Annotated in this window: 14 protein-coding genes; 3 read left to right on the top strand and 11 right to left on the bottom strand. The window is 61.7% G+C overall.

What is annotated here, in order from left to right:
• Positions 1 to 137 precede the first annotated feature (137 nt).
• From PG883_RS11825 to PG883_RS11810, 4 genes are all read right to left on the bottom strand, one after another.
• Entirely contained in the window at positions 138 to 1991 is a 1854-nt protein-coding gene (locus PG883_RS11825; RefSeq protein WP_270807231.1) for a retron Ec67 family RNA-directed DNA polymerase/endonuclease, read from the bottom strand.
• Between the two features lie 327 nt (positions 1992 to 2318).
• The gene (locus tag PG883_RS11820; protein ID WP_270807233.1) at positions 2319 to 3359 is read right to left on the bottom strand and encodes a lipocalin-like domain-containing protein; all 1041 of its coding nucleotides are present in this window, start codon (positions 3357 to 3359) and stop codon (positions 2319 to 2321) included.
• A gap of 173 nt (positions 3360 to 3532) precedes the next feature.
• On the bottom strand, positions 3533 to 5968 hold the full coding sequence (locus PG883_RS11815) for an FtsX-like permease family protein (RefSeq protein ID WP_270807230.1): 2436 nt from the start codon (positions 5966 to 5968) through the stop codon (positions 3533 to 3535).
• Positions 5969 to 5989: 21 nt separating this feature from the next.
• A complete protein-coding gene (locus PG883_RS11810) occupies positions 5990 to 6670 on the bottom strand; it encodes an ABC transporter ATP-binding protein (protein ID WP_010674380.1) in 681 nt (226 codons plus the stop codon).
• 152 nt (positions 6671 to 6822) lie between these two features.
• On the opposite strand from PG883_RS11810, the gene PG883_RS11805 reads away from it, so the two are divergent.
• The 3 genes from PG883_RS11805 (at position 6823) to PG883_RS11795 (ending at position 9455) form a co-directional block, all read left to right on the top strand.
• A complete protein-coding gene (locus PG883_RS11805; RefSeq protein WP_048207442.1) occupies positions 6823 to 7296 on the top strand; it encodes a DUF4357 domain-containing protein in 474 nt (157 codons plus the stop codon).
• Between the two features lie 134 nt (positions 7297 to 7430).
• On the top strand, positions 7431 to 8855 hold the full coding sequence (gene nhaD, locus PG883_RS11800) for a sodium:proton antiporter NhaD (RefSeq protein WP_270807229.1): 1425 nt from the start codon (positions 7431 to 7433) through the stop codon (positions 8853 to 8855).
• Between the two features lie 33 nt (positions 8856 to 8888).
• Positions 8889 to 9455, top strand: coding sequence for a pyridoxamine 5'-phosphate oxidase family protein (locus PG883_RS11795; RefSeq protein WP_010674384.1), 567 nt, complete (start codon positions 8889 to 8891; stop codon positions 9453 to 9455).
• A 59-nt stretch (positions 9456 to 9514) separates the two neighbouring features.
• Here the strand turns inward: PG883_RS11795 and PG883_RS11790 are convergent, their stop codons facing one another.
• The 7 genes from PG883_RS11790 to PG883_RS11760 form a co-directional block, all read right to left on the bottom strand.
• Positions 9515 to 10711 carry a Bcr/CflA family multidrug efflux MFS transporter gene (locus PG883_RS11790; RefSeq protein ID WP_010674385.1) on the bottom strand — a complete coding sequence of 399 codons (1197 nt, stop codon included), beginning with the start codon at positions 10709 to 10711 and terminating at the stop codon, positions 9515 to 9517.
• A gap of 52 nt (positions 10712 to 10763) precedes the next feature.
• On the bottom strand, positions 10764 to 12452 hold the full coding sequence (locus tag PG883_RS11785; protein WP_270807228.1) for a 6-pyruvoyl-tetrahydropterin synthase-related protein: 1689 nt from the start codon (positions 12450 to 12452) through the stop codon (positions 10764 to 10766).
• 69 nt (positions 12453 to 12521) lie between these two features.
• Complete coding sequence (locus PG883_RS11780; RefSeq protein WP_270807232.1) at positions 12522 to 13784, bottom strand: hypothetical protein; 1263 nt, start codon at positions 13782 to 13784, stop codon at positions 12522 to 12524.
• 106 nt (positions 13785 to 13890) lie between these two features.
• Positions 13891 to 14451 carry a hypothetical protein gene (locus PG883_RS11775; protein WP_270807227.1) on the bottom strand — a complete coding sequence of 187 codons (561 nt, stop codon included), beginning with the start codon at positions 14449 to 14451 and terminating at the stop codon, positions 13891 to 13893.
• Between the two features lie 142 nt (positions 14452 to 14593).
• Entirely contained in the window at positions 14594 to 16018 is a 1425-nt protein-coding gene (locus PG883_RS11770; protein WP_270807226.1) for an FAD-dependent oxidoreductase, read from the bottom strand.
• A 75-nt stretch (positions 16019 to 16093) separates the two neighbouring features.
• Positions 16094 to 16933 carry an FTR1 family iron permease gene (locus PG883_RS11765; RefSeq protein WP_139737696.1) on the bottom strand — a complete coding sequence of 280 codons (840 nt, stop codon included), beginning with the start codon at positions 16931 to 16933 and terminating at the stop codon, positions 16094 to 16096.
• On the bottom strand, positions 16933 to 19893 hold the full coding sequence (locus PG883_RS11760) for a YncE family protein (protein ID WP_202007186.1): 2961 nt from the start codon (positions 19891 to 19893) through the stop codon (positions 16933 to 16935). Before PG883_RS11760 ends, PG883_RS11765 begins: the two co-directional genes overlap by 1 nt.
• Between the last annotated feature and the right edge of the window lie 4 nt (positions 19894 to 19897).

Here is a 19897-nt window from a genome sequence, read left to right as displayed (position 1 = left end):
AACCTTAGACCGCGCAAATGTTTGGATTTCAGGCAACCGCAGATCGTGTTTGATGAACTACGACAGGTTGCTTGATTTGGCGGGTGTTGCACTTCGGAGTTGAATTCGCGGCTCAGCCAGCACGCTGGCGTTCCTTATCACTTAATGCTTTTATAGTGTTCAATTACTTTTACAATAGGGTCTAGAAGCACTTTTAATCCAGTGAAATCAATGCTTTTCTTTTTCTCCTTTACAATGTGAGTGGCAAAAGCATCTTTGCTAAGGTCATTTTTTGTATCTCTTTTTTCAACAGTATTAAAAAATTTTCCATTTGAATGTTTCATCAGCCTTGTTTTATCATCGAAGAAGTACTCTATATCTGTTTCCTCACCAGAAGTTCCTAAAGGTGTAAATATTACATATAGATTATCCATAACATGTATAAATTCTGACTTTCGTATGTCATTCTTCTTATCCAAATGTGAAGGGATTAATGTGATCATTTTTTGAAATTTATTCTCCTGCAATAATTTGACTATATTACCTGGTCCAGTATCATTATCTAGGAAAATAATTACAGGGTTTTTGGGCTTTAAATTTTTATACGGAGCCGTATTTTTATGGAAGTTTTCAATGAATCCTTTTAGATAGTCTGTGCCACCAAAAAGCTCCAATAAAAATCTAGTTCTTTTAGTATATTCGACAAAACGTATCAATAATTCATATTTACCGTCAGTCCTTATAGCTAAAGATGGATAATGTACCATGAGTTCACTTATAGCTGACTTTAAATAAATGTTGTCAGTTTTACCCTCACATAAAACAGTTGGTTTCTCATTGCCGTAAAATAATCTATAGTATAGAAATTGGCTGAATGTTTTTTCTCTTCCGGAAAGTAAAATGCTTGTGCTTTTACCTATGGTCTTCAAACTATATTCTGGTGATAATGGTGCTTTTTGTCTTAAGCGATTATAATGGTCTACGTGGTCAATGAAATTTAGTTGACCCTCTAATTCATCTAGATTACCTATAACGGATACACCATCTTCAATGGAAGTGAATGTGCCAGTTTTAAATAGAGTGTTGCATTTAGCTCTTGCTAACCGCCAATATTCATTTTTTGTATTAGGTTTTTTGTTAACGACAAGCCCTGTTACATCTTGTCGAGAATTCTTATATTGGATCCTGGTTTTACCATTATTAATAGAAAATCCAGAGCGCTTTATTTCATACAATAGCTCTTTGCCTAAAATGTAGCCATTCTCATCTTGCTCTGCTATTTTCTTGGGGAATTCAGATTTTCTAGTGGAAAAAGTTATATCATCGGCATATCTTGTGTAGGTGCATTTATATTTTTTTGCTAAAGAAGCTAAATTAATATCTAAACTGTGGCATATTAGGTTTGATATAACAGGTGAACAGGGGCTTCCTTGGGGAAGCTTATTATCATGGCAAGCTATTTGTGCTATTACTGTTGCAATATGCTGGTCCAGTTTGAAATCATTGTTTTTTATAAAGAAGCCTCGAATCCTACCAAAATTAAAGCTATCAAAAAAGTTCTCTATATCAATGTTTAGAATGTTTTTCTTTCCTATGTGCATCATTGCATTGGTAATAATAGAGCGATTTCTTGAAAAGCCATGTGATAAAGAAGGTTGTTTAGATTTTGAAGAGGGGATTTTAATTTTCAAAACTTCTGCTGCGTAGTCAATATCACCATTCTCTCTGACTTTTGGTGCGGCTAGCTGGGATGTTGGATATTTTATTTTGTTAATTTCATCGATGCAATCCAAGAGTAAATTGGACAAGTTCCTTTGTAGGCTTTTCAATTCTTCAGATGGAGCGTTAATCACTCTCTTACCGCCAGATTTTTTATCTATGCTAAATTGATGATATTGGTTTTCAGGCCTTATAATGTATAAGGTTCTAGTTAAGAATGCAGCATCAACACCTAACAATTTAGCTAATTCTGGCTTGGAGGATATAGACTTCAATGACTGGAGTTTTGACATATATATACCCGTGTATGAGGAGGCTTATGGGCACTCTTACGCACTATACGCTCAGTGTGCACATCGACACACTACAATAGGGCAATCCAAGTGGACAATTTTTTCACTGCTCGCGAAGCGCGAGCTAATAATCTGCCCATAAGCCGATGCTTAGGTTAAATTAAATAAAAAGAGAGTTCAACAACAATAATGTGATGGTCATAACAGTACCTTCAATGTTGACCTTCCAAAAAGATGGGAAAGCTCGCAGCCTCAGGTGATTTTCTTGTTATACAGAATAGGGTTTACTATCCGCGATAGTAAAAATCATGAATAGGCAAATTACACTCAATACCCCGTCATCTCCAGATAACCGACGCCCTTGGCATCCCCCGAGACGGATACCGCCCCCTCCCAGTAGTCAAAGCGTCCCGTCATGGCCTGATTGGCTTGGCGGGCACGGATCGTCAGGTTCAACTCGGCGGCTTCCAGCTGCCACTCGATGGGGTAGGCTTGCCCCTTGGGGCCGCGCCAGGTCTTGCCGGGGGTGAGGCGGATCTGCGCAGGGTTCAGCACCCGGCTGCTGCCGTCCCGTTCAATCAGGATGCCGTAGCGGTTTTCTGGCTCAGTACGTCCTGATTTGGTGCGCAGGCGAAACAGCATCAGCTCGCGGCCATCGTCAAATTGCAGCGAAAACCAGTCCCAGCCCGATTGCCACTGGGCCAATACCGAGCTGCTCCACTCGTGATCAAACCAGCCCTCACCGCTGACGTTACGGGTCTCGCCATCCAGGGTCAGGGTGCCGCTGATGGTCAGGCGGGGGTAGGAGTAGTAGAAGGAGGCGTTGCCCGGGCTCTTCTCGCTGTAGCCCTGTTTGCCTTGCAGCACCGCTGGCTTGGCGGCACTCACCTTCACATCAAGATCCCCCGCCTTGCTCTGCACCTTGAGGGTGGCGGGAAAAAGCGCTTCCCCTTGAGAGGCAAGCCGCCACTCTTTCAGCCAATACTGACCACCGTTGGCACCGGCGAGCCCAGGCCCCTGGCGGCTGGTGCGCTCGTCCTGCTGGTGGCTGCCTTTGCTCACATCCGTGATGGCGAACTGGGCAAGCCAGATCTGGGGGGTGAGCCAGGGGTTCTCCGAGGTGATCCTCTGCTCAATGCCTTGGCGAAACAGGGTCCACTGCATGCCGTAGCCGCGCCCTTGCTCGTCTTTGAGGTTGCCAGTGAGATACCACCACTCGGAGCGGTAGTCGGGGTGGGCACCGTGATCGGCGGGCAGGTTGATGGACTGACCCGGCAGGGCCTTTTTGAAGTGATCGCTACCGCCACCCAGGATGCTCCCCAGATCGCTGGCCTGCGCATGGCCGCTTATGGCAACAAGCGGGATCAAGAGGGCTGCAAGCCAAGAGGACAAGATTCCCCTCACCCTGGTCCTCTCCCGAAGGGAGAGGGGATGGTTCGCGGCAGCTCTGTGCGCTTCTCTGCGCTGAATCAGGGGCGGTGACAGAGATCTGGTCAATGGGAACGTCAAGCCATGGCTGAGCCAGTGCGCCAACCAATCTTTCATACCACTCTCCTTGCGGCATACCAGGAGGCGAGCGCGCCACAGACGGGGGCGAGCAGGAGCGCCGTGACGGCGTGCAGGGGGGCGGCCTCGAAGGCCAGCCGCCAGCCAAAGGCGCGGGGGTTGACCACCTCAATCAGCACCCAGGCAAGGCCATAGCCCACCGGCAATGCCAGGATCGCCGTGAGCAGCCCGAGGCCTGCCCCTTGCCACACCAGCAGCCGGCGGCAGTGGCGCGGGCTCAGGCCAAGGCTTTGCAGGGTCTGCAACTCGCCGCGCCGGGCCAGCCCCAGCACCATAAAGGCCGAGCCGATGCCGACGAACGCGATCCCCAGGATCAGCAACTTCAATAGTTCGGTCACCACGAAGGTCTGGTCGAACACCCTGAGGGCGGCGGCGTGGATGGCGGGGGCGGGCAACAGGTTCACCTGCTCGCCAAACTGGCTCCTGAGCCTGTCGCCAAGGTGCTCGGGATCCGGGCTGAAGAGGGCAAGGGATTGCACCTTGCTCCCTTCGAAGGCGTGCAGTATCTGCCCCTTGTCGCTGCCGTAATCCTGATAGACGCCGGTGACGGTGAAAGCCCTCGGCCCCCCTTCGCTGGTTACCTCGAGGCGCTGGCCCACCCTGACCCCGAGGCGCACCGTCAGCGGTTCGCTCGCCAGCACCTCGTCGGGAGCGGCGGGCCAGCGCCCGGCGAGCAAGGGGTAGGCGGCTTTGAGCTCGGGAATAAAGTCCATCTGCGCCCACTCGATGGGCTGCCCCTGCCAGCGGGCGGGGAGCACGGCGCGGCGGGAGGCGGCGCGCACATCCGGCGAGGCGAGGATGGTGTTGAGGGTCTGCTCGCCGAGGGCGCCCCTGCTACCCGCCACCCCCTTGGGAGCGGTGACGTAGAGATCGGCGGCCAGGCGCTGGCCGAGCCAGATCTCCACGCTCGAGCGAAAGCTCGACACCATGACCCCGATGCCAATGGCCGCGGCGATGGCCAGTTGCAGCGCCATCACCGCGATGGCGGTGCGATCCAGGTGATAGAGGGTTTCTGCCACCCCGAGCCGGGCAGTGAGGGGGCCGCGTGCACGCAGTCGCCCCAGCAAGGAGCGAAGGGCATCGGGCAGCAGGAGGGCCATGGCGAGCAGCCAGCCCCCGGCCACGAAGAGGGCGCCGCCAAGGCCAGTGTAGGGCTGCCACAGACACAGGGCGCACAGCAGCAGAATGGCGATGGCGAGCCCCCGACGTTGCCAGGGATGAGCCGGCGGGCGGCTGTTGCCCTCTCGCAGCGCAAGGGGGGATTGGCGCAGCAGTTGCCACCAGCCAGGCAGGTTGGCGGCAAGCATCCCCAAAAGGCCAATCACCAGCGCCTTGCCAAGGCTGGTGGGGGAGAGGCGCAGCAGGTCGATGGGGTTGGGGCCATAAAGGTCGGCCAGCGCCTGGGTGAGCTGCCCCATCAGGGCGAGGGCCAGCAGGCTCCCCAGCAGCAGCCCGAGCAGAGTGCCGAGGGTGGCGAGGATCAGGATCTCCAGGGTCAGCCAGCGCAGCACCCGGCGCGGCGGCATCCCGAGGATGATGAGCTGGGCGAGCAGGGGGCGGCGCACGCTCTGCACGAAGCGCTGGGCGTTGAACACCAAAAACAATCCCACCGCCATGGCGAGCAGGGAGAGGGCGGTGAGGTTCAGCGCCAGCGCATCCCCGAGCTGGCTGGCATCGAGCGCCGGGCTGATGGGCTCAAGCCAGAGGGGCTGATGGGGGGCATAGGATTGCAGGGCCGCCTGCAAGGCTCTTTGCAAGGTATTGGCCTCTTGCTCGCTGAGCTTGAAGACGATGCGATCGAGCCGTCCTTCCTTGCCAAGCAGGGGCTGGGCGAGGCCGATGTCGGTCACCAGCAGCCGCTCCATGGGCACGGCGCCGGGCTCGAAGGTACCGGCCAGGGTGAGGGTCAGCGGGCGGGGCGGCGCCCCTTCACCGTCCCCCAGCACGAAGCGCCGGCTCTGGCCCGTTTGCCAGCCAAGGCGCTTGGCCTCGGGGGCGGCCAGCCAGACGCTGTCGGCGCGATTCAACGAGACATCGGGTTGGCTGTCTGGCGCATCGCCAAAGAGGCGGCGCAGGGGGCCGGGGTTGAAGAGATCCATCCCCAGCAACTGGAAGCTGCGCCCCTGGGCGTCCTTGAGCCAGGCGTGAAGCTCTGGCATGGCGTCAAGGTTCGGCTGGCTTCGCACCAGCCTCACGTAGACTTGCTCATCCAGGCCACCCTGGGGGGCCAGGCGGTAGTTGGCCTCCCCGGCGAGCTGGCTGCGGGCAGCGACGAAGTTGGTGCGGGCGCTGTGGTTCAAGAGCTCGATGGCCACCACCAGGGTGACCCCGAGGGTGAGCCCGGCCAGGCTCATCAAGAGCAGCCAGGGGTGAGCGCGATAAAGGCGCAGCAGTGCCTTGAGGGGCAACATCAGCAGGCCCCCCGGCAGACGTCAGCCATGGCGGCGCCCCTTGAGCTCGACCAGCTGCCCCCCTTCAAGGCGCAGCACCCGATCCGCCAGGTCGCCATAGCCCGGGTTGTGGCTCACCAGCAAGAGACCGGCGCCGGTATCGCGCACCGCGCTCATCATCAGGGCCATCACCTGCTCGGCGTTGTGTTCATCAAGGCTCCCGGTGGGTTCGTCGGCGAGCAGCCAACGGGGCTGATGAATGAGGGCACGGGCCAGCGCCACCCGCTGGCGCTGGCCGCCGGAGAGCTGCTCCGGCCATGCGTGGCGCTTGTGGCTCATGCCAAGGCGCGCGAGTAGGGCATCGAGGCGCCCATCGTCCTGGGGCAGGTTGTTTATCTGAAGGGGCAGGGCGAGGTTCTCGGCCACGGTCAGGGTCGGCAGCAGGTTGAAATCCTGATAGACGATGCCGAAATGGCGGCCACGCAGGCGGGCCCGCTCGTCTGTCGGCAGGGTGTCGAGACGGGTCTCTTCCAGCCAGATCTCCCCCTCGTCCGGGGCGATGAGACCGGCGATGAGGTTGAGCAGGGTGGACTTGCCACAGCCGCTTTGCCCCAGCAGCAGGCAGGTTTCCCCCGGGGTGAGGGCGAGATCCAGCCCCTCAAACAGGGGGAGCGTCTCGCCGCCGTTGGCGAAGCGTTTACTGAGGTTGCGCAGGCTAAGCATGGGATAACCGTTTGATGGTCAATGGCTTTCACAATGTCCGTCACTATGCCAGTTAGTGATCGCGCCTGCAAAAGGGATGGGGATCCTCGCTGGATCCCGCTCGCCTGAGGTGGTTAGAATAGGGCCTTCCATGGGTCACAGGATGAGCAAGGATGTTACACAAGCAAGTCAGTTTTATCGTCGACAGCAAGGGCGTCAAGCAGGCTGCCGTGGTCCCCATCGATATCTACAACGAGCTGATGACCCTGCAAAAGGCCCTCTCCGACAACAAGCCGGGGGAGCGCGAGCTCTACCACTTCAACGGCAAGGGGGCAGAGGCCCATGGTTATCCGGTGGGCAAGCGGCAAAACCCCGGTTTCATGGTCCAGGCGGGCTCCACCGCCAACGGCGAGGATGCGGCCTCCCTGCGCGAGGCGGTGATCGAGCTGCGCCAGGAGCTGCTGGGCAAGGGGGTGCTCACTCCCCACCCCGAAGGGGGCTTCATCTTTACCGCCGATCAGCTCTTCAACAGCCCGAGCCTGGCCGCGAGCCTGGTGGCGGGCAACAACCGAAGCGGGCTGGATGCCTGGCAAAACAGCGCAGGCTACACCCTCAAGCAATCGGGTTTTGGCAAGAAGACCTCATGATGACGGGGCCCGGCAACGGGCCTCGCTCATGTTTGCCTGAGTGCCTGCGGCGGGCCGCTCATCAGGATGACAAAGAGGCGGCTTCCTTTTGCGCTGCTAGCCTCAATGCCAGACGCCTGCCAGGAGATGCCGCCATGTCTGGACTCCTTCGCCTCGTGCCCGGGGCGGCCCTGCTCAGTGCCCCCGCCGCTGCGGGCAACGGCCCCCTCGATCTGACCCACAGCGGGGTCGGGCTCTTTGCCCTCGCCATCTTCGCCCTGGCTTATGCCCTGGTGATGGCCGAAGAGTACCTGAAGCTGCGAAAATCCAAGCCGGTGCTGGTGGCCGCCGGCATCATCTGGATAGCCATCGGCCTGGTCTATACGGGGCAGGGGCACAGCGAGCTGGTTCAGGCCGGTTTTCGCCACAACCTGCTGGAGTATGCCGAGCTGATGCTCTTCTTGCTGGTGGCCATGACCTATGTAAACGCCATGGAGGACAGGCTGCTGTTCGCCGTGCTGCGGGTACGACTGGTGCAGGCGGGCTTCAGCCTGCGCACGCTCTTCTGGCTCACCGGTTTTCTCGCCTTTTTCATCTCCCCCGTGGTGGACAACCTCACCACGGCGCTGCTGATGTGTTCAGTGGTGCTCAACGTGGCCAATGGAGAGCGCCGTTTCATCAACCTGGCCTGCATCAACATCGTCGTGGCGGCCAATGCGGGCGGCGCCTTCAGCCCCTTTGGCGACATCACCACCTTGATGGTGTGGCAGGCGGGCAAGGTGCCGTTCCAGCAGTTCTTGCTGCTCTTCATCCCCGCCCTGCTCAACTTCCTGGTGCCAGCCACCCTGATGAGCCTGATGGTGCCCCGTCTGGTGCCCGCCATGCCGGGCGAGATGGTGGTGCCAAGGCGCGGCGCCGTTGTCATCGTGCTGCTCTTTGTGCTCACCATAGTGACCGCCGTCGCCTGCCATCACTTCCTGGGGTTGCCCCCCGTGCTCGGCATGATGATGGGGCTGGGCTACCTGCAATTTTTCAGTTTCTATCTGCGAAAGACCCAGCCCGTCACCCTGGCCCGGGCACGGGCGCTGTATGAGCGCACCGGGGACGAGGCCAGGCTGCTGCGTCTGGGCTCGGTGGTGCCGTTCGATGTGTTCAACAAGATTGCCAAGGCGGAGTGGGACACCCTGCTGTTCTTCTACGGGGTGGTGATGTGCGTCGGCGGCCTCGGGTTTATGGGGTATCTGGCGCTTGCCTCCCATTTCCTCTACGACGGCGGCGATCCGACCCTGGCCAACGTCGCCATCGGCCTGCTCTCCGCCCTGATCGACAACATTCCGGTGATGTTCGCCGTGCTCTCCATGGAGCCGCAGATGAGCACGGGGCAGTGGCTGCTGGTGACATTGACCACCGGGGTGGGGGGCAGTCTGCTCTCGGTCGGCTCTGCCGCCGGGGTGGCCCTGATGGGACAGGCCAGGGGCATGTATACCTTCGTCGGGCACCTCAAGTGGTTGCCTGCCATTTTGCTTGGCTATATGGTCGGCATAGGGGCGCACCAGTGGCTCAACAGCGCCCTGTTTTAGGCAACCCGGTTCCAGGCACCATGGAGAGGCAGGATGGGACAACTGTTCGAGGCGCTTTTGCCGCGCCATGTCACCTTTATCGAGGGGCAGAAGATCTTCTTTGTCGGTACGGCAGCCGCGAAGGGATCGGTCAATCTCTCCCCCAAGGGCGGGGATTCGCTGCGCGTCCTCGATGCCCACACCCTGGCCTGGCTCAACCTGACCGGCAGCGGCAACGAGTCCGCAGCCCAGGTGCTGCAACAGCCGCGCATGACGGTGATGTTCTGCGCCTTCGAGGGGGCGCCGCTTATTCTGCGGGCCTATGGCCAGGCACGGGTGCTGCACCGCACTGATCCGCAGTGGCCGTCGTTGCTGGCGCTGTTCCCCCCAAGCGTCGCGGCTCGCCAGATCTTCCTGCTGGACATTGAACGGGTCCAGACGTCGTGCGGCATGTCGGTGCCTCTGTATGAGTACCAGGGGGACAGGGAGGATCTTGCCAACTGGTCCGAGCGGCAGGGCCGGGAGGGGATTGAGGCCTACTGGCGCAAGAAGAACCAGCTAAGCCTGGATGGGCTGGAGAGCGAGATCCTGGCGCGCAGCGGGTTGCAGGCCGATGACTGAGGCCTGCGCCCCGATGCAAAAAGCCCTGTCCATGGACAGGGCTTTTTCATTGCAGGGCATCAGGGGACGCGCTTGCCGCTCAGCAGCCAGTAACTGAGGGCCGACCCCAGGCCGCAACCGGCGATGGCGATGGCCATGGGGAGCGGCGACTCGGGGGGATTGAGGTTGACCAGGACCCCCACCAGGGCCCCAAGGCCAAAGCGCAGGGTGCCCGCCAGCGCCGAGGCGGTGCCTGCGGACTGGGGGAAGTGGCCCATCAGGCCGGTCATGGCGTTGGCCCCCACCAGGCTGATGTGGCCGACGAAGAGCACCACCGGGATGACGATGCCCCACAGGCCCCCGGTCTGGCTCCAGGCGTTGTAGATGAGCAGGGCCCCGGCGAGCGGCAGCACGGTCAGGCCGTATCGCAGCATGCGCTCGGCACCCACCCCTTTCACCAGCCGGCTGTTGGCGAAGGTTACCACCATCATCAGCAGGATGTTGAGACCAAAGAGCCAGCCATAGTGCTCGGTCGGCACCTTGAAATACTCGATGTAGACATAGGGGGAGGCGCTCAGGAAGGCGAACATGCCGGAGCTCGACAGGGCGCCGCACAGCACATAGCCCATGGCACCACGGTGGGAGAGCACCCCCCAGTAGTTGCGAAGCACCTGCCCGAGTCGCAGGGGCTGCTTGTGCTCGGGTTTGAGGGTTTCCTCAATCTTCCACTGCATCACCAGGCAGATGAGCAGACTGATGGCCACCAGCAGCCAGAAGATGACCCGCCAGTCGCTGTGAGCGCTGATATACCCCCCCACCACGGGGGCCACCAGGGGGGCGAGGGTCATCACCAGGATGACGAAGGACATGGCGCGGGAAAACGCATCCTTCTCGAACAGGTCGCGCAGCAGGGCGTTGACCACCACGGAACCCGCGGCGCCCCCTGCGGCCTGCAACATGCGCCAGGCGAGGAGCTCAGGCAGGGAGTCCGCCATGGCGCAGCCCACGGAGGCCACGGCAAACATCGTCAGGCCCGCCAGGATCACCGGCTTTCTGCCGAAGCTGTCGGCGAGCGGCCCGTAAAAGAGCTGGCCGATGGCAAAGCCCCCCAGGAAGGCGCTGATGGTGAGCTGGGCGCCGTCGATGCTGGTAGCCAGATCCCGGGCGATGGCGGGAATGGCGGGCAGATACATGTCCACCGCGAGGGGAGTCAGGCCCGCCAGGGCACCGAGCAGGATGAAGAGGAAACGGGGGGAGAGGGAGCTGGCTTGGGGCATAGGGTATCCGAGTCGTGGGCTGGGCCGGGTTAAGAGGCAGGTGTTGAGTCTATCAGTTTTGGCGGGCGCGATCAGGTGCATCCTGCCCGATGCCCTTTTGTCTGGTGTGGCGCCAGAGCAGCCAGAGCCAGGCAAGCCATCCGAGCAGGGAGAGGGCATTGCCGGTGCGCTCCGGCCAGCGTGCCGCCAGGGTCAGGGTGAGGCTGTGGTGGCCCGCCGGAACCCAGAGTTGCATCAACCCCTGGCGATTGGCGCTCACCGTCAGCGCCAGGTGCCCGTCGAGGCGGGCCTCCCAGCCGGGGTAATGGTATTGGTGCAGGACCAGCCGGGTCGGCACCCGGGCCTTGATCTCCAGCGCCAGGGCGCGGGGTTGCCAGCGGGTCAGGGTCCAGCTCGCGCCTGGCGGTTCGGCGCTGACGGGCGGCTGGAACTCTTCCTTCCAGGCGAGCAGGGTCGGGGCGAACATGCCCCCCGGCACCTGCCTTGGCCTGTATTCCCGGGCACTGCGCTTGCTGTCGAACTCGAATGCCATGGCCTCCCGTTCGGGGGCCTGGGTCAGGGGGGCATGACGCACATAGGCCAGGGTGGAGAGGAGGGTCAGCAGAAATACTCCCCACCAGAGCCCCTGCCAGAGACGATGGGGCTGGGTGCCGAGCGCCACCACGGCGACCGTGGCAAGGGCGAGCACCAGGTTGAGCCGCCAGGGAAACTGCACCCGCTGCAAGGGGGGAAGCAGGCTCCAGAGAGGCTGGCTCGGGGGCAGCATCATCAGGAAGGCGACGACGCCGATCGCCCCCCAGCACAGCAGCTCGGGGTGGCGCGGCTCCCGGGCGGCGGCCCAGGCGATGAGCAGCAGGACCAGGGTCAGCATGCTCTGCCACGCCAGGTGACCGCGAAAACGCCAGTCCTTCCAGGCGCTGGGCAGGCGGTCGAGAAAGTTGCGCCTGTAGTCGAACATGCCGCCGCGCATCAGCTCCATGGAGATGGCCCCCTGATCCGCCAGGGCGGGCAGCAGCAGGGCGGCTGCCATGCAAAGCCCCACACCCTGGGCGCCGAGGGCTTGCCAGCAGGGTGTCAGAGTGCGGGTGCGTCTGGCGAACCAGAAGGCGCGCAAGGTGACCAGCCCCATCATGAGCAAGAGGCTGGGGAGGTGGGAGAAGGCCAGCAGCGCCAGCCCCAGGATCAGCAGGGGCAACCCCTTAGGTCGTCCGCGGTGGGCGAGATCCTGCCCCAGCAGGATAAGGGGAGCCCAGGCGAAGGCCCAGAACTCCGCCAGGGCGAAGCGGGCATAGAGATCCATGGCGACATGATAGGGCAGCGCCAGATAGAGCAGGCTGGCGGCCAGGGCCCGGCCAGGGGGCGTGGTGGCACGCAGCCACAGATAGGCAAACACCCCGGAGAGCAGCAGGGCCAGGGTGGCGCTGCCAAGCAAAGGGTAGATGGCTTGCTGGGGGTGGGCACCGGGCCCGGCAAAGAGGGCGCTGACGTAGTAGGGGAGCGGGGGATAGAAGAAGAAGGTGGGGCTGCCGAAGCCGCCGTTCATGGCCATCAGCCAGCGGGGATAGAGTTCCCCCTGCCAGAGCTGGCGGGCAAAGTAGTGGCCGGAGAGCTGGTGATGAAACAGATCGTGTCCCTGGCTGCCCCCCTGCCACCAGAGCGGCAGCATCAGCAGGGCGCAGGCCAGCAACAGGGCCAGCGCGACCCGGATCCCCTCCCCGGTTCCGCTCGTGTTTCTTTCCATTGCACTGGTTCCTGACAGACCCGGCTGTGAGTGTAGACGAGTCGTGCGATGCCCTCGCAAGTGCCCGGTTTAGCGAGGCAGGGCGAGCCAGAGGCCGGGTTCGGCGCGAAAGCGGGGGGCAAACCAGAGGGTGTCATAAGGGCCTGGTAGCGCCTCTGCCCCCAGGGGGCGGCGGCTGAGACGGCAGGCCCCCTGGGTGAGCGCAAGGGCGGCATCCCCCCGGTACCAGCCGTCGGTGACGGGCAGGGTTGTGGTTTCCCTAAGCAGCCTCACTCCCCACTGGGTCACCAGCGCCGGGCACGTTTGTTCGGCCAGTCTGGCGGCCCGGGTCATGGCTGGTGCCACCGGTGGGGTGAGGGTGCAGAGCAGCAACAACAGGGCTCCCAGCATGGCTGTCAGCTCGCCCCGGCGTGGCAGCCAGCCTGCCAGCAGCACGATACCGAGCAGGGTGATGGGCGCGAGATGGCGGGGATTGTCCGGATTCTGGCCAAGCAGGGTCCAGAGCAGCAGGGCGAGCCAGTAGAGCGTCCAGAGCACGGAGGGGGCTGGATTGTGATCCTTTGACCGTAGCCAGAGTGGCAGTACCAGCAAGGCCCCCATCAAGAGGGGCCAGAGCGGGGTGAGCTGCTCGTTGAAGGTATTCGCCCAGCTCAGCAGTCGATCCCCGTGGGCCGCCGCCGTGTTGCCCCACAGGGTAAAGTGGCCGTCGGTAAAGCGCCGCCCCTCGCCAAAATAGGCCCAGCCATCGGCCTGCCAGACAAACAGCAGGCAGGCTAGCCCCACCAGCGCGATGGGGAGCACAAACCTGACGCGCGTGCCCTGCTGCGCCATCCCCAGCCAAAGGGGCAGCAGGGCCAGCACGAAGTAGGAGGGGCGCAGCGCCAGCATGAGGCCCAACAGCAGACCCGCCAGCGCTATCTTGCGCTGTTGCAAAGCCAGGAGCGCGCCCAGCCAGGCGGCCAGCGCAGGCCCGTCGGACAGGCCGGAGAGCGCCAGGGTCGGGGTGAGCGGCAGGGCCAATACCAGCAGCCAGACAGGCGCCAGCAGGCTGGGCCGCTGCCACAATCTGGCCGCGAGGAAGGCGGCGAGCGGCGCCAGCAAGCTGCTCCCCAAGAGGCTGGCCCACTGCACCGCGCGGGCCGGCTCGTCCACCGCCAGATTGATCAGCCGCGCCAGCCAGATAAAGGCGGGGTAGCCCGGAAAGTGGGGGGAGAACTCCAGCACGCTGAAGCGCACCACCCCGTGGGCAAAGTTGAGGGCATCGTCGGAATCGAGTGCTACCGGGAAGGTCAGCAGCCAGCCAAGCCAGGCCAGTTGCAGCAGGGCAAGCAAGTCGAGTCGATTGGCGAAGCATAATCGAGCGTGGCGACGCCCCCCTTCTCCCCGTGCGGGAGAAGGGCTGGGGATGAGGGGGGCTGTCGTCATCGATGAGAGGCCATCAAAGCGGTGCCAGCACGGCCATCAGAGCTTTTTCTGCATCGCTAAAGGCAACGGCGTCGGCGGGCTTGGCGCCCACCCCGAACACCCCAGGGTTGCCGATGGCATCCAGCACCCTGGCCAGCGCCTGTTCGGCCGCCTTGCGATCCCCTTCGCTGAGTGATGGGAGGATCAAGTCGAGGAAGCGCTTGCTCTTGACCACCAACACCTTGGCGGTCTGGTAGTCGCCAAGATTCTGGCTGGCCCCTTCGAGGCGGCGCTCGATCTCCGCCTTGTAGGCGCGATTGAGCAGGGCGGCGGTTGCTGCGGCGTCTTTGGCCTTGATGGCTGCGGCCAGTGGCGCTTGCAATTCCACCTTGTGGTGCTGTTCCAGATAGGCCAGCTCCTCGGCAATTTCGCTCAAGGTGGCGCTGGCATCCTTGCCGTCAGTGGCGGCGCCCAGCAGCGCTTCGCGGGCGTCGATCAGCGGCTCCTTGCCGGCGGCGGCGTAGGAGTAAGCCTGCGCCTGACCGCTCAGGGTCAGCAGCAGGGTGAGGGCAAGTAAACCCGGGCGGATGGTCATCCTGTTCTCCTTACTTATGCCAAGAGGTTATGCCCATGGCGCGGCACTCAGGCCACGCTCTGGGTTTCGATCACGGTGTTTTCGTTGCGATGATTGAAGGTGTTGCGGCGTCTGTCTGCCTGTTGAACACCAATCATCGTGTTCACGCCACGCTCTGGGTTTCAATGACGGTATTTTCGTTGCGATGATTGAAGATGGCGTGACGTCTGTCCACCCCGTCGATCACCATGTCTGCGGCCATCATCCCCATCTCCATGGCGGTGTCGGTGAAGATGTAGCGGAATGTCCCCTGACGGCCGGTCATGATGAGGTTGCCTATCGGCATCAGCGCCTTGATGGCTTCGTTGCGGCGGGCCTGATAACCCAGATCCATCAGCGGATAGGCGTATTCACTGCGCGCTTCGAATGTCTCATCGCCGAGCTTCTGGGTATCGACGCCGAGGCTGGCGAGATCGGCGGTGACCCGGTCGCGCAGATCAGAGAGCGGTGCCTGCCAGGTGGCATCCCCCGGATTGCAGGGGATCTCCAGCATCACCGAGGTCTGGCCTTGGGGCGCCATAAAGGGGCTGCGCCGGCGCGGCTCCTGCAGACGGGTCGCCAGAATATGGGGGTCGGAGAGGTACTGCCAGGTGTTGTCCGACAGGTTCTCCTGTTTGAGGGGCATATTGACGAAGCGAAGCGACCGGTAGTGCAGATCACACGGCAAGCCCAGATGCTGGCAGGTGAGCGGCAGCGGCAGGGTGGAGATCACCTGATCAAAGCGCTCGCTCTGCTCCACGTCATCTTGTTTCCAATAAACCCGTTCGATGCGGCCATCAGCCTGCTCGAGACGGGTGATGGTGGCGCCGGTTTTGAGCAGGGCCCCTTCGGCAACCAGCCGCTCCCCCAGGGTGGTGAAGATCTGGCCAAAGCCATACTTTGGATAACGATATTTGCGGGCATAGGTGCGCACCGACATGCTGCCGTTGCGCCTTGGCAGCAGGCGGCGTGCCACGTCTTTGAGATCGATCAGGCTGATGCGCTGGCCGGCCCAGTCGGCGGAGAGCTTGTCCGGGTTGATGCCCCACAGCTTGCCGGTGTAGCCCTCGAAGAACTGGCGGTAGAGGGTGCGACCGAAGTGGCTCTGGATCCACTCGGCAAAGCTCGCCTTGGCAAAATCGGTAGGCTTCTTGGCAAAGGGCAACAGCAGCAGATCCTTCACCGCACCGGCCATCAGGGCCAGCGGCGCCGTCTTGAGCAAATTGGGCAGGTTCAAAGGGTAGTCATAGGTGCACCCGCCAAAGCGGATGACGCTCTTTCGCTCGGCGTGGAGCAGGTCGTCCCCCATCAGCTCATCGATAAAGGCGAGCAGCTCGGGGTTCTTGGTGATGAAGCGGTGGCCGCCGTAGTCGAAGCGATACTCCCCGTCGCGCCCCTTGAAGGTCTGGGTGGCGCACATGCCGCCCACCACGCTCTCCTGCTCGAACAGGGTGACCGCAAAACCGGCCTGGCGCAGGCGCCAGGCGGCCATCAAACCGGCAGGGCCGGCACCCAGCACCGCAATATGCTTCTTGTTGTTGTCGTTCATGAGTGTTCCGAAACGGCGTGATAGCTGGGGGAGCCCGCCTGTGCGCGGCTCCCGAACAGAGTGTGATCCCCGGGCTCAGCCCCTGGTCGGGGCGGCGCTCCCCTGGGGGCGATAGCTGCGATGCCAGAGGGTGACAAAGATCATGAGGTAGCAGGCCCAGGTCAGCAACTGCAGGCCGGCCGGTGAGGCGTTGTAGCCAAACAGGGCGCGCAGGAAGGTGCCGAATACCCCCTGATCGTCGAGGATGTGGCTGATGTTGAAGACCGGCGTGGTCCAGAAGGTGATGACGTCCGCTGCCTGCAACATGTTGACGGCGGACGAGAGCAAGCCTGCGGCGATGATGATGATGAGCAGGCCGGTCCAGCGGAAGAAGGGGGCCAGCGCCACCTTGCGGGTGGAGCGCAGCAGCCCCCACACCAGCACCACAGAGACCAGCAGCCCCGCCAGCGCCCCCATCAGCCCCTGGTGCAGATCCACCCCTTGCCCGGAGTAGACCAGGGCCGAGAAGAAGAGCACGGTTTCAAAGCCTTCGCGCATCACCGCCAGAAAGGCGAGCAGCACCAGACCAAACAGGTTGCCACCGTCGATGGCGGCATCGATGCGCGCCGTCATGGCCCCCACCTGGGATTTGGCCTGTTTTTGCATCCAGATAGCCATATAAGTGAGCACCAAGGTGGCGAAGATCAGGATCCCCGCCATCAGCAAATGGTTGTAGCGCTCGCTCTCGAACTGGCTCACCACCACCTGGAACAGGAAGGCGATGACAAGGGAGGCGACAAGACCGAGGCCCACCCCCAGATAGATGAACTTGTTGTAGCGGCTCGCCCCCAGCTTGGCGAGGTAGGAGAGGCAGATGCCGACCAGCAGGAAGGCTTCCAGCCCCTCGCGCAGGGTAATGAGAAAACTTGCGAACATCAGTATTGAGGCTCCGTATCGGGCGTGAGGGGGAGGGGCTGCAGGGTCAGTTGCAGCCGATTGAGTTGCACTATGGGTGGCTCCGGCAAGCTCGGCTCGGCGGCGCGCACCGCATCATTGACCCACTTGGGGTAGGTGCGGAAATTGAGTTTGATATCGGCCTTGAAGGGCCCCTGAGCATCCGCCGGCAGCGGCCAGGCTTCATCGCGCCAGCCATCGGCCGGGATGCGGGTGTCTTCAATGAGCTTGGCGTAGCGCCAGAACTTGAGCCCCACCGGCTTGCCCTCGGCATCGCCAAACACCTTTCTAAATAGCCGTGCATCCTCAGGGACGGCGCCGTTCACCGGCTGGCCGCTTTCAAGCACCAGCTTGCCGCTGGCGTCGGTGACGGTCAGCTCCAGCCAGAGTTCACGGAAATCGGCGACACCGGTGGGCAGGGCGTGGCCGGCGCCGGTATTGGCGACTCTCACTACCAGCGCGGGCTGGCCACTCTGGTTTTCAATGCGGGCCGAGAGGGTGGCGCTGGAGCGCAAGAGCGCCAGGCTCTCCTGCTCGAGGGTTGCACTTCTCAGCCCCACCAGCTGATGCTGGGCACCGGTAAAGTTGTGGCGATAGAGCCGCTCTTTCACGGTGCCGTTTTCGGTGGACTGGCCCGCCACAGGCGCGCCGCCATTGCCCGGCTCGGGGTTCATATGGCAGTCGATGCAGGTGCGCCGTTTGGCGGGATCTTCGGCCTTGGCGAAGCTGGATTTTTCCCACTCGTCCCAGGTGTTGACGATATTGGCGCCGGTGCCCGGGGCAAACTCGTTGTGGCACGACTTGCACAGGGCCGCGTCCCGGTAGAAATCCTTCTGGTAGGAGGCCTTGTGCATGGCGGGGCGGGCGTTGATCTGCCGCTCCGCCAGCCAGTGCTGGAGGCTGCCGCCGGCGGCATCCTCGAACACATAGCTCTCGCGGTCTTTCAAATTGACCGTAAAGGCGCTGTTGCCGCCTGCATCCTCGAGCTTGGTGATGCGATGACAGAGCACGCAGCCTGTGCCTTCTTCCACCACGGGCTCGCCTTTCTGGTGGGCCGCAATGAGCGAAGCCCCACCCTGCTCGAACATGTGGGAGCCCTTGGGCAGATCAGTCTGGCCGTTCATCACCTGCTGGGGCATGTGACAGCCCTGGCACCACTGGCCGAAGGCTTCGCCCTCGGTTTCGCGGGCCAATGCCTGCACCACCTTGTAGTAGGGGTGGGAGTTGCCCATCAGCCGGTGGTTGCTCTCGCTCCAGTCCTGGAACGCCTGTTGGTGGCAGTTCTGGCAGGAGGCGGAGTTGAGCCACTCTTTCGGGTGGGTGGTCGGCGCCTTGGCAGGATCCCTGCGCGAGGCATCGAGCCTAAGCCAGTTGGCCAGATAGGGGAGGTTGCCATCACTGGTCACGAAAGCGTGCAGATCCTCCATCATCGCCTGCACCTCGGGATGGGGCCTCGCGGGGTCGACCGGCTCGGCCCCATCGCGGGTGTCATGGCCCATGCCGCCCTGGGTCTGCTGGGTCATGCGCAGGTATTCGCCGATAAAGTCCCCCGCCACCATGTTGGCGAGGTTGGCGTGGCCGTTGATGGCGTTGTCGCCGCTCTGCTGGCGATGGGCCGCCATCAGATAGCGGTTGGTGAAGTTGAACCCGTCCAGATGGCAGGAGTTGCAGCTCATCCAGTTGTCCCCCGCCATGGGGAAGCGGCTGTTGGCGGCAGTATTACCCAGGTTGAACAACCGCTCACCGCGCTTGAGGGCTGCGGGGCGGGGATCGGTCTCTACCAGCTTGGCGAAGTGGGGCACATCGACGGTGACCCGGGCAAACGGGCCGCTGCCGCCGCTATTGAGGCGGGTGAGATCCTGCCCCATGACGTTGTGCACCAGGATGTGGTCGCCATCGATCAGCAGATCGCGCGGATTCTGGCCCGTCAGGTGACGCAAGAGCTGGGTCGCCTTGGCGCCCCCCTGAAACTTCTTGCGGCGGTGGCGGTTGCTGTTCTGCTTGCCGCTGCGCGACAGGTCGAACACCAGCAAGTCTTCGGAACCCGCCAGGGTCAGGTAGACCCGCTTGCCATCGGCGGCGAAGCGCGCCGCGAACGGGTTGGAGACGATCTGGCTGCGGTTGCCGACGCTGGGCAGGTTGATCTGCAAAAAGAGCTGTTTTCTTTCATCGACCCGCTCCTTCTCTTCATCGAGATCGATGATGGAGACGGCCGGGAAGACGGTGCTCTGAAACTGGAAGGGGTGATCGAAACTCCAGAGCACGTGGGGCAGCCAGGCTTCGCTGCCATCGGGGGAGAGGGCGATGCCGTCCAGTAGGCGCGGCAAGCCCTGGGAGTCGCTCGGGGTATCGCTGTGGGTTTCCGCCAGGGTGATGAGCTTGGGCTTGGGGAGGGTAGCGCCCTTCTCAAGCTTGGCGAGATCATAGATGGCGAGCTGGCCTGTCATGGCGTGGGTGAGCAGCAGGCGATCGTCGTCGGTCAATGCCAGCCCGCGGGGAGTCTCGGCGGTTTTTGCATCCAGCTGGAGGTTGCCCGCCCTGTCATAAGCCTGAAGGCGCCCTCCCTCGAACAGCGTGACCCAGAACCACTGCCGCTTGGCATCGAAGATTACGCCATAGGGCCTATGGCCGGTGGGGATCGCCTTTTCCAGCTCGAGTTCATCATCCAAGAGCAGCAGGCGATCGCCGCTGTAATCGGTGACCAGCAGGGTGCCGTCATCGGCGCGGGCCAGCTGGCGCAGATCGCCCCCCAGCTGCACCTCGTTGAGTCGCTTGCCAGTGCCCCGTTCGAGCAGGGTGACGGAGCCAGCACTCTGGTTGGCGGTGACGAGGTGCGGGGCGCTCCCCTCGTCATAGGCAATCATGGCGGTGCCCATCTCCCGGGCCGAGGCGGTCCCCAGCAGCAGGGCGGCCAACATCAGGGATAACAACAACTTCAACATAAGA

Origin of the sequence: Aeromonas sp. QDB25, from assembly GCF_027707725.1 — a bacterium.
Taxonomy (GTDB): Bacteria; Pseudomonadota; Gammaproteobacteria; order Enterobacterales; family Aeromonadaceae; genus Aeromonas; species Aeromonas caviae.
This window is presented reverse-complemented; position numbering and strand designations above follow the sequence as displayed.

Coding starts and splice junctions, on each gene's coding strand:
- PG883_RS11770 (WP_270807226.1), bottom strand. CDS start 16,018: ATGAACGACAACAACAAGAAGCATATTGCGGTGCTGGGTGCCGGCCCT.
- PG883_RS11765 (WP_139737696.1), bottom strand. CDS start 16,933: ATGTTCGCAAGTTTTCTCATTACCCTGCGCGAGGGGCTGGAAGCCTTC.
- nhaD (WP_270807229.1), top strand. CDS start 7,431: ATGTCTGGACTCCTTCGCCTCGTGCCCGGGGCGGCCCTGCTCAGTGCC.
- PG883_RS11790 (WP_010674385.1), bottom strand. CDS start 10,711: ATGCCCCAAGCCAGCTCCCTCTCCCCCCGTTTCCTCTTCATCCTGCTC.
- PG883_RS11810 (WP_010674380.1), bottom strand. CDS start 6,670: ATGCTTAGCCTGCGCAACCTCAGTAAACGCTTCGCCAACGGCGGCGAG.
- PG883_RS11785 (WP_270807228.1), bottom strand. CDS start 12,452: ATGGAAAGAAACACGAGCGGAACCGGGGAGGGGATCCGGGTCGCGCTG.
- PG883_RS11775 (WP_270807227.1), bottom strand. CDS start 14,451: ATGACCATCCGCCCGGGTTTACTTGCCCTCACCCTGCTGCTGACCCTG.
- PG883_RS11795 (WP_010674384.1), top strand. CDS start 8,889: ATGGGACAACTGTTCGAGGCGCTTTTGCCGCGCCATGTCACCTTTATC.
- PG883_RS11805 (WP_048207442.1), top strand. CDS start 6,823: ATGTTACACAAGCAAGTCAGTTTTATCGTCGACAGCAAGGGCGTCAAG.
- PG883_RS11760 (WP_202007186.1), bottom strand. CDS start 19,893: ATGTTGAAGTTGTTGTTATCCCTGATGTTGGCCGCCCTGCTGCTGGGG.
- PG883_RS11825 (WP_270807231.1), bottom strand. CDS start 1,991: ATGTCAAAACTCCAGTCATTGAAGTCTATATCCTCCAAGCCAGAATTA.
- PG883_RS11815 (WP_270807230.1), bottom strand. CDS start 5,968: ATGTTGCCCCTCAAGGCACTGCTGCGCCTTTATCGCGCTCACCCCTGG.